This window comes from Lichenibacterium minor, from assembly GCF_004137685.1.
GTDB lineage: Bacteria > Pseudomonadota > Alphaproteobacteria > Rhizobiales > Beijerinckiaceae > Lichenihabitans > Lichenihabitans minor.
This window is the reverse complement of the sequence record NZ_QYBB01000010.1, coordinates 12744-24909: the sequence shown is the minus strand read 5'-3', so window position 1 is coordinate 24909 and position 12166 is coordinate 12744. Positions and strand designations below refer to the sequence as shown.

Genomic DNA, 12166 nt, shown 5'->3' with positions numbered 1-12166 from the left:
CGGAAAAGGGCGGGGGCGCGAGCCTCCGCCCTTTTTCGTGGCGGACCCGTTCGATGCCGCGGGGCGCGGGAAGCGCGGTCCGCCCGGGCGGGCCGGAAGCGGGCTGCGGCCGCATCGAGCGGGCCGTCACATCAGCCCGGCGCGAAGACCGCCACGGCGTCGTGCAGCACGCGGAACACCGCGGGCGTGCGGGTGACGATCTCGCCGTCCGCGTTGACCGAGCGCTCGCGGTGCGCCGTGACGCGGATCTCCGCGCCGTCGAGCGTGTGGATCTCGGTCCAATCCTGGGTGTGCCCGCTGCGCAGGGCCGGCAGCAGCATGAGCAGCTTCCACACGCTGGCGACTTCGAGGCTGTAGACGTCGAGCCGCCCGTCGTCGATCGCGGCGTCGTGGCTCACCGTCATGCCGCCCCCGTAGTGGCGCCCGTTGCCGACCGCGAGATGCACGGTGCGCGACGGGTGGCGCACGCCCCCGATCTCGATGTCGACGTGGAACGGCCGCAGTCGCCGCAGCACGCGCAGGCCCGCCACCGCGTAGCCGAGCGGCCCCCAACGCTTCTTGGCGTCGCTCGTCAGCGCGTGGGTGAGGTCGACGCCGAAGCCCAGGCTCGCCACGTTGAAGTAGGGATGGCCGTTGACCTCGCCGAGGTCGATGCGCCGGAGATGCCCGGCCGCGATGGCCGCCACGGCCCCCTCGAGGTCCATCGGCAGGCCGAGCGTGCGGGCGAGGTCGTTGGCGGTGCCGAGCGGAAGCACGCCGAGCGGGAGCCCGGTGCCGATGATGCCGGGCGCGGCGGCATTGATCGTCCCGTCCCCGCCCCCCACCACGACGAGGTCCACGGAACCGCGCATCTCGCGGATGCGGCGGGACACGTCCTCGCGGGAGTCCGTGTGGCCGCGCGTCACCGCGAGGCCGGCCTCGTCGAGGGCGGCCTCGGCTTCGTCGCCGCGCTCGCGGCCCGAGCGGCTGTGCTCGTTGACGATCAGCAGGGCGCGGCGGCGCGCGGGCGGTCGGGCATCGGGGAGGTCCATGGGGTCCGGCGTTCCGGCGCGGGCGGGAATGCCGCGCTTCCCCTGAACCGCCGACGCGGCGGGTTTGTGCCGCGCGTCAGCCCCGGCGCACCGCTTCGATGACGGCGGAATAGTCGAGCGCCGCCCCTCCGCCCTCGGCGAAGGCCGCGAAGATGTCGCGCGCGTGTCGCCCCAGCGCCGTGTCGGCGCCGACGCTGTCGGCGGCGTCGCGCGCCAGCGTCAGGTCCTTGAGCATCAGGGCCGCGGCGAAGCCCGGCGCGTAGGCGCGGTTGGCGGCGCTCGCCGGCACGGGCCCCGGCACGGGGCAATGGTTGGTCAGCGCCCAGCACTGGCCCGACGAGGTCGAAACGACGTCGAACAGCGCCTGATGGTCGAGGCCGAGCTTTTCGGCCAGCACGAAGGCCTCGCTGATGCCCACCATCGCGATGCCGAGGACCATGTTGTTGCAAAGCTTGGCGGCCTGGCCGGCGCCGGGTCCCCCGCAGGCGACGACGCGCCGACCCAGGGCGGCGAGGATCGGGCGCGCCCGCTCGACCGCTTCGGGCGCGCCGCCCGCCATGAAGGTGAGCGTCCCCGCCACGGCCCCGGCGACGCCGCCCGACACCGGGGCGTCGACCGTGCTCATGCCCCGCGCCGCCGCGAAGGCGTGGGCGCGGCGCGAGGATGCGACGTCGACGGTCGAGGAATCGATGAACAGCGCGCCTTCCGGCGCGGCCGCCACGAGGCCACCCTCGTAGGCGGCGACGAGGTGCTGGCCGGCGGGCAGCATGGTGACGACGACGTCGGCGCCGGCCGCGGCTTCCGCCGCCGACGCCGCGGCCGTCACGCCCGCCGCCCGGGCGGCGTCGAGGGCGGCAGGGTCGAGGTCGAAGCCCGCCACCGCATGCCCCGCCCCGACGAGGTTGGCCGCCATGGGGCCGCCCATGTTGCCGAGCCCGATGAACGCGATCGCCGCCATGGCGTGTCCCCTCCCCCGCACGGGCCGCGCCGCACGAGCGGCGGCCTTGGCGTCAGTTGATCGGACGGGCCGGCGGCCGTCAAATCGCGATCTCCCGTGGGGCCGCATCCCGGCGAACGGCGCCGCCCGGGGTGGACCGGGACGCCGAGGGCCTTAAAGCGATTTCCGGTACTGCACGAAGCCCGACTTCTCGGCCACGCGGTCGTAGAGCTTCATGGCGTCGGCGTTGGTCTCGTGCGTGAGCCAATACAGCCGCGAGCAGCCGGCCTGCCGCGCCACCTCCTCGGCGTGGGCGATCAGCGCCCGGCCGGTGCCCCGGCCCCGGCCGCCCGGCGCCACGAACAGGTCCTGGAGGTAGCAGGAGTTGCCGGTCGTCCAGGTCGAGCGGTGGCGGACGTGGTGGACGAGGCCGACCGCCTCGTCGCCCTCCCAGGCCAGCGCGCCGCCCATCGGCTCCGCGGGATCCAGCAGCCGCTCCCAGGTGGCGGCCGACACGGCGTCCGGGATCTCCACCGCGTAGAAGGCCTGGTAGCCGCGCCACAGCGGCATCCAGCTGTCGCGATCCCCGGCCGCCAGGGCCCCGATCACGCGTCGTCCCCTGAGCGGGATGGCGAGGCTCCTGCCACGCCGTCCCGCTCTTCTCCCCCGTGGGGCGAAGCAGAGGTTCGAGGGCCAGCCCACGACGGCTTGCCGAGGCCGAGGTCACCGTCCTCCGCGGGCTCGAAGTGCCGCAGCACGTCGCGGCGCGACACGTCGGACAGCCGCGCCGGCTGCCAGCGCGGGGCGCGGTCCTTGTCGACCACGGCGGCGCGCACGCCTTCCACGAAGTCCGGCCGCGCCGTGATGGACAGCGACACGCGGAACTCGCGGTCGAGGCAGTCTTCGAGGCCGAGCAGCCGGGCATCGCGAAGGGCCTGCAGCGTCACCTTGAGCGAGGTGGGCGCATTGCCGGCGATCTCGGCCGCGGCGGCACGGGCTTCGGCCTCGGGCGCGGCTTCCAGCGCGGCGAGGATGTCCTCGACGGCGTCGAAGCCGTAGCAGCGGTCGATCCAGCCCCGCGCGGCGTCGAGGCCGCCCGGCGCGGGCGCGGTGCCGAACGCGGACAGGCGGGCGTCGACGTCGGCGGCGGTGCGGCAGCCCGCCAGCGCCGTGCGGAGGTCGTGCAGGCGCCCGGCCGGGACGTGGACGTCGGCGAGCCCGCAGAGCAGCGCGTCGGCCGGGCCGGCGCGCCCGCCCGTGAGGGCCAGGTGGAGGCCGAGCTCCCCCGGCGCGCGGCCCAGCAGGTAGGTGCCCCCGACGTCGGGTGCGAAGCCGATCCTCACCTCCGGCATGGCCAGCGCCGAACGCTCGGTCACGATCCGGTGGGACGCGTGGGCGCCGAGCCCGATGCCGCCGCCCATCGTCATGCCGTGCATGACCGTGACGATCGGCTTCGGATAGCGGGCGATGCGGGCGTTGAGCCGGTATTCGAGGCGGAAGAAATCCGCCAGCGGCGCGTGCAGGCCGGCGCGGCGCGCGTCGTAGAGCGCGCGGATGTCGCCGCCGGCGCAGAAGGCGCGGTCGCCGGCGCCGTCGACCAGCACGGCGGCGACCCCGGGGTCCTCCTCCCAAAGGTCGAGCGCGGCGTCGATCGTCCGCACCATGTCGAGGGTGAGGGCGTTGTGGGCGGCCGGACGGTTCAGCGTGAGGTGGCCGAGCGCGCCGTCGCGGCGGGCCAGGACGTCGTGGGTGGGGCGGGTGTCCGCATCGGTCATCGGGCCGTGTCCCGCATCGCTCGCCTCTCCGGTTCTGGCGTCAGCATGACATCGCGGCGGCGGCCCGTCGACGGGAGATCACCGGCGCGCTTCGGCGGTCAGGAGGATCGAGGCCGTCACGGGCGCCGCGATGCCGACCTGCCGGCCGCCGACCGTCCAGAAGCCCACCGTCACGGCGAAGGCCTGGACGGCGCCGTCGGCGGACCGGGCGAGCAGGGGCGCGCCGCTGTCGCCGTGGGCGATCACGCAGTCGTGGGCCAGCACCGGCGTGCCGGCCGAGGGCCCGAGCAGGCGGCAGCGGGTGTCGGCCGTCATCAGGTAGGCCCGGTCCTGCGCGAAGCCGCCGATCTCGATGGCGGCGCCGGCCGCGGGCACGGCGGCGGCGAGCGCGATGGGGCGGACCGTCGCGGGGAGCGGTTCCGCCAGGGTCAGCACGGCCCAGTCGCGCGCGGCGGTGCGGGTCTCGTCGGCCGGGTCGTAGCCGGGGCCCAGCGCGTACGATGCCACGCGGGCATGGATGCGGTAGTCGCCGCGGGCGTAGCCGAGCAGGAAGTGGATGGAATCGGGCCGCAGGAAGCGGTGGGTGCGGAAGGCGTAGAGGCAGTGAGCCGCCGTCAGCACCTTGTCGGGCGCGACCGCCGCCGCCGTGCAGGCCCCGCCGATGGAGTTGAACAGCTTTCCCACCGCGGACCAGGGATAGCTGTCGGCGTCCACCACCCCGTGGTGGTCCGCCGCGGCCGCGGGCGCGGCGCGCGAATCCGCCACGGCGGGCGTCGAGGCCAGGGCCAACAGGACGGCCGCCACGCGCGGTCGCCAAACGTCCCCGATCCCGCGCAATCGCCGTCCCATCCGCTTCACGCCCGCCCCCCGTATAACAGCCTGCCGCCCCGAAGCGACGAAAACCGGCGGGCCCGGGCGAAACGGCCCGATCGGCGGGCGGGGCTGATTCGTCCTCCGCCCCGCGCGATCCCGCGCCGGCCCGATACTGTTTTCGCCCTCCGGCCGCCCCGCCGCGCCGGTCTTCGCGGGTGCAGCGGGGGCAGAACGGGCCCGCTGATCATCGCGAGCCGCCGCCCTGGGGCCGTTTGCACCGTTTTTTTGCTTCCGCGCGGACGATCGGGTCGCGACGTGTCTTGCCTTGCTCAAGAAAGCGCTCTACCTCCAAGGAAAGATGAGGAGCAGGCAAGTCTATGTCCGACACACCACCAGATCTGAACGTCGTCGAGATGGCGGCTGAAATCGTTTCGGCCTACGTGCGGAACAATTCGGTCCCGGTCAGCGAGCTGCCGGCGCTGCTCCAATCCGTGCACGATTCGCTCGGCAACATCCTCAACGGCGCCAAGCCGGAGCCCGTGAAGGAGCCTCCGCAGCCCAAGGTCCCGGTGAAGAAGTCCGTCACCAACGACTACATCGTCTGCCTCGAGGACGGGAAGCGCTTCAAGTCGCTGAAGCGCCACCTCCACTCCGAGCACGGCCTGTCGCCGCAGGAATATCGGGAAAAGTGGGGCCTCGCCAAGGACTACCCGATGGTGGCGCCCGCCTATGCGGATGCGCGGTCCAACCTGGCCAAGACCATGGGTCTCGGCCGCAAGGCCGGCACACCCGCCCTGGAATCGGCGGAGCCCGAAGTCGAGGCAGCCGAGCCCGAGCCGGCGCCCGCCGCCCCGGAACCCGAGCCCGCCGCGGCCGAGGAGCCGGCCAAGAAGCCCCGCCGCGGCCGGGCCAAGGCGACCGCCTGATCGTTTCGCGGCGATCGCGCAACAAGGGGCCGCCGGACTCCGGCGGCCTGTTTCCGTTGCGGAAGCTCTTCCGCGATCCTCGTGACGCCGCGAAGGCGTCGGGGGTTCAAGGCGACGTCGTGAGATAGCGGCGTTCGACCGTCTCGCGTTCGACGACCAAGCCGTTCCGCAGATAGAAAGCGAGGGCGGGGTTGGTCGTGAGAACGCTCAAGCGCACGGGCAATCCTTCCGCGGCGCCTTCCGAGACGGCGATGCGGAGAGCAGCGGCCCCGATGCCCCGATTCTGGAACCCGGGCGCGACGTAGAGCGCATCGATCCAAAGATGGTCGACCTCGCGCCGGACCCCGATGCACCCCGCGTCCCGCTCCGAGGCGACGAGGATGCGGTACTGTCGGAGGTCCAGAGACTCGCCGGGCCGCGTCCGCCAGACGCCCCAGAGCGCGACGGCATAGTCTCGCATGCAAGCCTCCTCGAGCCACGCGAGATAGGGCCGATCGGCCTGGATGGCATCCCGAATGCGGATCGGAACGGAAGCCGACGGTTCGCTCATGCGGGAGCGAGTCTCCGCCATTTCACCAAGGCCACGACGGCCCAAACCGCCTCCACGAGGCCGAAGGGCCACGCCCCTTGGAGGAAGCCGTAGGTGGAGCCGAGCGCGCAGGCGCCTGCGAAGAGGAGCGTGAAGCCTGCCCCACGCGGTTCGAGCGCGTAGGCGACGAGCATCAGAGACACGGCGGCGAGGCCGAACAGCGTCAAGCCGTCCATCAGCGGCGTCCGAGCCGCGGCTTCGGGGGGTCGCGCAGGACGAAACGGGCGTATTCGGCCCCCGCGTGGCGCACCGCGCGCTCGCGATGGACGTCCTTGTGGCCGGGCAGCACGGGGTAATCGTCGAAGCGCAGCAGGTCGTCGAGCCTGCCGGCGAGTTCCCGCATGGTCATGACCCGGCTGCGGGCCGCCTGTCCCTGGACGTAGAGCAGGAACTGTTCGCACAACACGTGCAGGGCGTAGATCTCGTCGCCGTCGAGGTAGTTGGACGCGATGCGCGCCTCGTCGACGCTGGGGGCGTCGCCGGCGACGCGCGTCAGGCCCATGTTGGGCGCGCCGTGGTCGGCGCGCGCCAGGATGAGGTCGGAGGGCGTGCTGCCCGTGACGGCATACACGAACTTGTCCGTCAGCGTGGCGTGGAACTGCCGCGCCGCGGGTGCGCCGTCGTCGTGATCCTGCGACGCCTGGCGGAAGAAGGCCCGCACCGTTTCGTAGATGTTGGTCTCATCGGCACGGATGGCGCGCAGCCGCGTCGCCAGCCGGTCGCTCGCCGCGGGGTCGTCGCGCAGGCGCGCCTCGTTCAACGCGAAGCCGTCGACCGCGGAAGCGCGCAGGGTTTGGCTGGCCCAGCGCCGGAACGCCGCGGCCTTGCCGGAGCTGACGCGGTAGCCCACGCACAGGATGGTGTCGAGGTCGTAAAGGTCGCCCGAGCCGGCGCTGCCGGGGCGCACGGTCCCGAGGCCGCCCTCGCCCTTGAGCGTCGACAGTTCCTTCGACACCGCGGCGGCGCCGACGCCGAACATCTCCGCCATCTGGGCCTGCGTGGCCCAGATCGTGTCCGAGCCGAGATCCACCCGGAGGTCCAGCGCCTTGTCGCGCGGGCCGAAGCGGACGAATTCCAGCTCCAGCTGGTCCGGCGCGGCCCCGGCCTCGACCGTGCGGCGGGGACGGGCGGCGGGGCGGCGGGGCGCGGCTTCGGGGGCGGAACGCTGGTTCGGCATGGCTCCACCTTCGCCGCGGTCGTGGTGTTCCTTAACGCGTGAAAAGCCCGCGGTTCCTCACCGCGGGCTTCCGAAAGGCCGGGCCGACGGATCGGCGCCACATCAGCACCCACCGTCCGCGATGAGGTCCCGTGCCGGACGGGTCACGCCGCAGTCGGCGGGAACCTCGGCGCCGGCGGGCCCTCCGTCGGGCGCCGTGCCATGCGGGAAGCGGCGTCGTTCGCGTGCCGCCGAGCCCCCGATCCGGCGTCGTCGGCCGGACCGCGCGTCAGTAGCGGTAATGGACGCCGCCGCAGTTCTGGCGCTCGAGGTGGCTGTGCTGCTCGTTGAAGCCGCAGGTGAAATGTCCCATCGTGTTCGGCGGAACCGCCGCCCCCTCGTCTCCGGGGATGGGCTGGGCGTAAGCGGCCCCCTCGTCGGACGTCGCGGCGAAGCGGTCTTGGGCGAAGGCCGGGGCGGTGGCGAGGCCGGCGCCGAGCGCGAAGATCGCGAAGGCGGCCGAGCGGAAGTTGGTGCTGGTCATGTGTTGGCTTTCATCGTTGCCGCCGCACCGCGTCCGAGAAGCGGCATCGCGCCCATCGGACTGTGTGGTTGGTCTTCGGTGCCGCGAGGCCTGCTCAACGATGCAGCACTGAGGAAGTTCGCCGCCTACGCGGGAGGCAGGCATGCGGTCGCCGCCCTTGCGGAGGCCACGCCCGTCAGGGGCGCGGCCGCGCGGCCCGGTGCCGCGCGAGGCCGTGCTCGGTCTTGTTCCACGCCTGCGGGTCTCGCCACAGCTCGAACAGGCCGCGCCACGAGGCGGCCGAAACGAACAGCAGGTAGAGCGGCAGGGTGGGGAGCCAGGCCGCGAGGTCGAGCCGGCCCATGCGCCTCAGGCCGAGCAGGACGGGCCACAGCGCCGCCGCGACGCCGCCCGCCAGAAGCGCGCCGCTCGCCGCCACGAACAGCCACCACAGCGGCGTTTCGGCGCGAAACAGGACCCCGCGCCAGCTTTGCACCGCGACGGCGACGAGGAGCGGCGGGCCGAGGAGGCAACTCAGCACCGTGCCGGCCAGCGACACCGCGACCGACAGGCCGGCGCGCCAGCCGAGTTCGACGAACAGCCGGCGCGGCTGGCGGCCGTGGACCAGCAGCGTCACCATCCAGCCCTTCAGCCAGCGGCTGCGCTGCGGCATCCACCGGGCGAGGGTCAGCGGCGCTTCCTCGAAGGTGTCGGAGTCGAGCGCGCCGACGCGGAAGCCGAAGCGGGCGAGGCGGTATCCGAGATCGATGTCCTCCGTGACGTTCCAGGCATCCCAGCCGCCGACGCGGCGCAGCGCGGACGCGCGGAAGTGCGGTGTTAGGTAGCAAACTCACCAAGGGCTATCTGCCTGAGATCGCTCGGCTTTGATACCATGGTGACATGTCTGACACCATCCGCCCCTCCCGCACCGACACCTTCGAGCACACCATCTCGGGCCTGCTCACCAAGCGCGCCGACCTGTTTGGCGAAGCGGAGCGCATCCGTGATCGCTTGGCGGAGATCAAAAACGACGTCGCCGCGATGGACCGCGTCCTCGGCACGCTGGGCTACAAGGGCGATCTCGACGCTGCGATGCCCCGGCAGAAGCGCGAGGTCATCTTCGGCCGGGGCGAGCTGACACGGGGCTGCATCGACGAGCTGCGGGAAACGGGAGAACCGCGCACGTCGCGCCAGGTCGCCGAAGCGCTGCTCTCCGTCTCAGGCCAGGACGCGCGGGACCGCAAGCTCATGGCGGATCATACCCGGCGGGTGTCCAAGGCCCTGCGGGTACTCAAGGGCGACGGTCGCGTCACGGCCGGCAAAGACGGGCACGGGAACATGCTGTGGCGGTTGAAACCAACTAAAGCGTCTTAACAGCCCGTTTCAGCAAAATAAAACCTTACATCACATAACAAACAATGACTTGTAGATTATGTGGAGACCATGGGGTGAAACATTCTTATATTTCAAAAAATGGCACGTAGTTTGATAATAATCGCGGCTTGGCCTGATATCAGGACAGGGAGTCACGCGATCAATACGCGCCATTTCGTAAAATCTTACGATCTGAAATCCAAAATCGAACGCCAAATACTCATTGGGCCCTGCGAACAGGAGATCTCTGAACGCGCTTTCGGTTTCGTCTAGCTCGTACCCAGATGAATCTTGGATATCCTGTGTTGGATCGCTCGCTTCGATAAGGGGCGACATGCGACGAAGCCAAAAGGCAAGATGCCCTGCCTGCTTAAAATGATCCAGCCCATTGACAAGATGCTTCTCATGACTGCCGACGCGATCAACGTCGTTTAGCCACGCGCCTCGCGCCTCGACCAACCGAGGTTTTGAAAACTGAGGAACTAATCGGGCCGACCACATAGCCTCTTCAGCATAACTCTTAAAAATACTAATGAACTTAGTATCGCTCTCAATAAGAGCAGGCAGGGTATCTTTTGTAATTTGCATCGCTAACGCAAACCTCTCGGGATACCCCGCCTTAAGAGTTACTTACTGTCCGCAGTGACGAATCCGGTCACCATGTCCATGGGCTTGTCGGTCGTCTCAGGAAGGTGGTTAGTAGGATAACCATACTTAGGCTGCTTACCAGCATCGAACTGCTTGGTAAACCACCCCGAGATGAAAGTGGCCTCAGCCCGAACCGGCTGATTAGCGTCTGGTGTATTGCTCACGACCTGGCTATCCATGGCTCCGCTCCCTGACGTACCCCTAACCGCCCCGTCAACGGGGTACGCGAAACCCCGGCTGGCCGGAGCGGCCAGTCGGGGAAAGAGTATGGAACAGCGATGTAGCGGATGCTGAGCAGATTGCAACAATCCACTGAAAAAAACCTGACGTGGCATTTTTGCATAACGGTTAGGACGTAAGGGTTAGTCAGCCGCCCGCTGCCAGTACCCCTTCCACACGCGGCTGACGGGGTGACGCAGCGCCGCTTCCGTCATGGCGAGGTACTGCTCGCCGTTGGACACCCGGCGGTGATCCTCACGCCACGCCATCTCTTGGCTGTAGGCCTGGAGGTAGGGGCCGGCGATGTGGTGGTGGATGCCGATCTCTGAGCGGCGGATGCGGGAGAAGAACGACTCCGCGCCGTTGGTGCAGGCCTCGGCCGTCGAGTAGGCCTCTTGGTGGTTGATGCGCTTCGTGAGGAAGCGGTCGTGGAGGCGATCCCAGGACGCCGCTTCGTCGGCATAGAGGGTCGAGCCGGCCGCCACCTTGGCGCCGATCGTGGACACGGAAGCGGCCTCGGAGCGGAACACGAAGGGAAGCGTCTCGCCGCCTCGCTCGCGCATGACGACAACCACCTTGCGCTTGCCGGTCTGGTTTTCGGCCTTGCGGCGGTCGACGCGGTTCGCCTTCTCATTGGCGGGCTTCACGTACCCGCCGAAATAGGCGCCGTCGACCTCCACGTCGCCCGCGAGGGTGCGCTCGTCACAGTCGGCCGTGATGGCCTCGCGGATCTTGTGGGCGAGGACGAAGGCCGTCTTATATTGGCAGTCCAGATCGCGGGAGAGCTGCAGGGCGCTGTGGCCCTTGGCGCCGTTGGCGAAGATCGCGATGGCGAGCAGGATGTCACGGATGGGCATCGTTCGACGTGGAGACCGTCCGCATGGGACTCAGGGCTGTGTGCGATGAGGCTTTTAGAGAACAGCAGATCGCGCTCTCCGCCCCACCGCCATAAGGCAGCGCCTGCGGCAAACGACGTATTTCACCCCACTCCGAAACCATCGGACAATCCGATCCGTATCAGCTCCCACGCCCCTCATAGGGCGGAGTCTGGAGGGACGATTGCCGCGCTATTTCTTCGACACATGCGATGGCGAGCGGCAGGTCCGCGATGAAGCCGGCATCGATCTTACCGACCCGCAGGACATCGGCAGAGAAGCCGCCATCCTGCTTCAGGGCCTCGGCCTCGCTGAAATGCTTAAGGGACGTTCACGGGTTTTCACGGTGAGGGTGCGGCGCGAAGACGGGACCCTCATTTATCGCGGGACAGCCAAGCTCGACATTGAGTGAGCCTTCTCAACATCACCCGATCATTTTTTTCCGAAATCCTCAGGGCTAGTTGCATGCAGTTCAAGCCCGCGTCAGGCTGCTGCAGACGCTCCCGAACTCGGAGCTGGGTCAACGATTGAGGATCGTGCCAGTGCCTATGTACTATTTCGACATCGACGACAGCGGCGAGGCCTCGCGCGACGTCTTCGGCATCGAGCTTAGGGACCTCTACGAAGCCCGGGATCAGGCCCTCTCGCTCCTTCCGGACATCGCCAGAGACCATGCCGTTGATGCAGAGCATCGAACCATCACGGCCGTGGTACGGTGTCACGAAGGCCGTGAGCGCTACCGGACGACACTCAGCGTCCAAGGGGAGTGGATCGAGGCGCCGGACTACCCCGAGGCGTAAGCGACTGATTTCACTCGTTGGTGAGGCAGCTACATAAGACCGCGGAAGTGGTTCGACGTGCCGCCGAGCGGGATCGGCAGGCCGAGCGTCGCCAAACCCGGCTTCACGCCGTGGAACAGCGCCGCATAGTCGAGCGCGAAGAGGCGCGTGACCCACGTCTCGTCCGCGTGGTCGACCGTCAGGCGGGCCTGCAGGCAGGCGAGGTCGGCGGGAGCGACCGCGAAGCGGGCCGCGGCGGCGCGGAGCTGGCCGGGGTCGGGCCGATCTTCCGCATCGTAGACCACAACGAGGTCGCCGCGAGCCGATTCCAGCGCGGCGTTGAGCGCCCGCGGCTTGGTGCGGGGGTGGCCGTCGGGCAGCACGATCACGTCGTAGCGGGGCGGCAGGCGGAGTTGGGCCGCGGCCGCGATCGTGCCCCGGTCGCAGGCTTCGAGCATGATCTTCACGTCGAGCTTGGCGTGGGGGTAGTCGCGGCCTTATGTAGGAAACGCAACAAATGC

Annotated in this window: 15 protein-coding genes and 3 pseudogenes; 4 read left to right on the top strand and 14 right to left on the bottom strand. The window is 69.7% G+C overall.

Annotated elements, in window-relative coordinates; all coding sequences use genetic code 11:
• Positions 1 to 131: 131 nt before the first annotated feature.
• The 5 genes from D3273_RS10750 to D3273_RS10730 form a co-directional block, all read right to left on the bottom strand.
• Positions 132 to 1031, bottom strand: coding sequence for a lipid kinase (locus D3273_RS10750; protein WP_129226351.1), 900 nt, complete (start codon positions 1029 to 1031; stop codon positions 132 to 134).
• Between the two features lie 76 nt (positions 1032 to 1107).
• The gene (gene mmsB, locus D3273_RS10745; RefSeq protein WP_129226349.1) at positions 1108 to 1989 is read right to left on the bottom strand and encodes a 3-hydroxyisobutyrate dehydrogenase; all 882 of its coding nucleotides are present in this window, start codon (positions 1987 to 1989) and stop codon (positions 1108 to 1110) included.
• Positions 1990 to 2142: 153 nt separating this feature from the next.
• Positions 2143 to 2538, bottom strand: a complete 396-nt coding sequence (locus D3273_RS10740) for a GNAT family N-acetyltransferase (protein WP_129226570.1) — start codon at positions 2536 to 2538, stop codon at positions 2143 to 2145.
• 35 nt (positions 2539 to 2573) lie between these two features.
• Positions 2574 to 3743, bottom strand: coding sequence for an enoyl-CoA hydratase/isomerase family protein (locus D3273_RS10735; protein ID WP_129226347.1), 1170 nt, complete (start codon positions 3741 to 3743; stop codon positions 2574 to 2576).
• A gap of 78 nt (positions 3744 to 3821) precedes the next feature.
• A complete protein-coding gene (locus D3273_RS10730; protein ID WP_129226345.1) occupies positions 3822 to 4547 on the bottom strand; it encodes a trypsin-like serine peptidase in 726 nt (241 codons plus the stop codon).
• Between the two features lie 386 nt (positions 4548 to 4933).
• Here D3273_RS10730 and D3273_RS10725 point away from each other — a divergent pair, with 386 nt between their 5' ends.
• Positions 4934 to 5482, top strand: coding sequence for a Ros/MucR family transcriptional regulator (locus tag D3273_RS10725; protein ID WP_129226343.1), 549 nt, complete (start codon positions 4934 to 4936; stop codon positions 5480 to 5482).
• A gap of 106 nt (positions 5483 to 5588) precedes the next feature.
• On the opposite strand, the gene D3273_RS10720 is transcribed toward D3273_RS10725, so the two are convergent.
• The 5 genes and pseudogenes from D3273_RS10720 to D3273_RS10700 all read right to left on the bottom strand — a co-directional run.
• The gene (locus D3273_RS10720; protein WP_165359456.1) at positions 5589 to 6032 is read right to left on the bottom strand and encodes a GNAT family N-acetyltransferase; all 444 of its coding nucleotides are present in this window, start codon (positions 6030 to 6032) and stop codon (positions 5589 to 5591) included.
• The gene (locus tag D3273_RS10715; RefSeq protein ID WP_129226339.1) at positions 6029 to 6247 is read right to left on the bottom strand and encodes a hypothetical protein; all 219 of its coding nucleotides are present in this window, start codon (positions 6245 to 6247) and stop codon (positions 6029 to 6031) included. Before D3273_RS10715 ends, D3273_RS10720 begins: the two co-directional genes overlap by 4 nt.
• Complete coding sequence (gene rhuM / locus D3273_RS10710; protein WP_129226337.1) at positions 6247 to 7248, bottom strand: RhuM family protein; 1002 nt, start codon at positions 7246 to 7248, stop codon at positions 6247 to 6249. The genes D3273_RS10715 and rhuM overlap by 1 nt, the downstream gene beginning before the upstream one ends.
• A gap of 268 nt (positions 7249 to 7516) precedes the next feature.
• A complete protein-coding gene (locus tag D3273_RS10705) occupies positions 7517 to 7771 on the bottom strand; it encodes a hypothetical protein (RefSeq protein WP_129226335.1) in 255 nt (84 codons plus the stop codon).
• Between the two features lie 175 nt (positions 7772 to 7946).
• A pseudogene (locus D3273_RS10700) lies at positions 7947 to 8567 on the bottom strand (glycosyltransferase family 2 protein); the annotation flags it as partial.
• Between the two features lie 83 nt (positions 8568 to 8650).
• Here D3273_RS10700 and D3273_RS10695 point away from each other — a divergent pair.
• Positions 8651 to 9124, top strand: a complete 474-nt coding sequence (locus tag D3273_RS10695) for a hypothetical protein (protein ID WP_129226331.1) — start codon at positions 8651 to 8653, stop codon at positions 9122 to 9124.
• Positions 9125 to 9154: 30 nt separating this feature from the next.
• On the opposite strand, the gene D3273_RS10690 is transcribed toward D3273_RS10695, so the two are convergent.
• The 3 genes and pseudogenes from D3273_RS10690 to D3273_RS10680 form a co-directional block, all read right to left on the bottom strand.
• Positions 9155 to 9712: a hypothetical protein gene (locus D3273_RS10690; RefSeq protein ID WP_129226330.1), complete on the bottom strand. Its 558-nt coding sequence runs from the start codon at positions 9710 to 9712 to the stop codon at positions 9155 to 9157.
• 38 nt (positions 9713 to 9750) lie between these two features.
• Positions 9751 to 9951 (bottom strand): hypothetical protein, encoded by a 201-nt coding sequence (locus tag D3273_RS10685; RefSeq protein ID WP_129226328.1) that lies wholly within the window; start codon positions 9949 to 9951, stop codon positions 9751 to 9753.
• A 183-nt stretch (positions 9952 to 10134) separates the two neighbouring features.
• Positions 10135 to 10854, bottom strand: a pseudogene (locus tag D3273_RS10680) (IS1595 family transposase); the annotation flags it as partial.
• 196 nt (positions 10855 to 11050) lie between these two features.
• Between D3273_RS10680 and D3273_RS10675 the strand changes: the two are divergent.
• Both D3273_RS10675 and D3273_RS10670 read left to right on the top strand, forming a co-directional pair.
• Positions 11051 to 11278 (top strand): DUF6894 family protein, encoded by a 228-nt coding sequence (locus tag D3273_RS10675; protein ID WP_129226327.1) that lies wholly within the window; start codon positions 11051 to 11053, stop codon positions 11276 to 11278.
• 136 nt (positions 11279 to 11414) lie between these two features.
• Entirely contained in the window at positions 11415 to 11666 is a 252-nt protein-coding gene (locus D3273_RS10670; RefSeq protein WP_129226326.1) for a DUF6894 family protein, read from the top strand.
• 29 nt (positions 11667 to 11695) lie between these two features.
• Here D3273_RS10670 and D3273_RS10665 read toward each other — a convergent pair.
• Positions 11696 to 12118 (bottom strand): annotated as a pseudogene (locus D3273_RS10665) (glycosyltransferase); the annotation flags it as partial.
• Positions 12119 to 12166 lie beyond the last annotated feature (48 nt).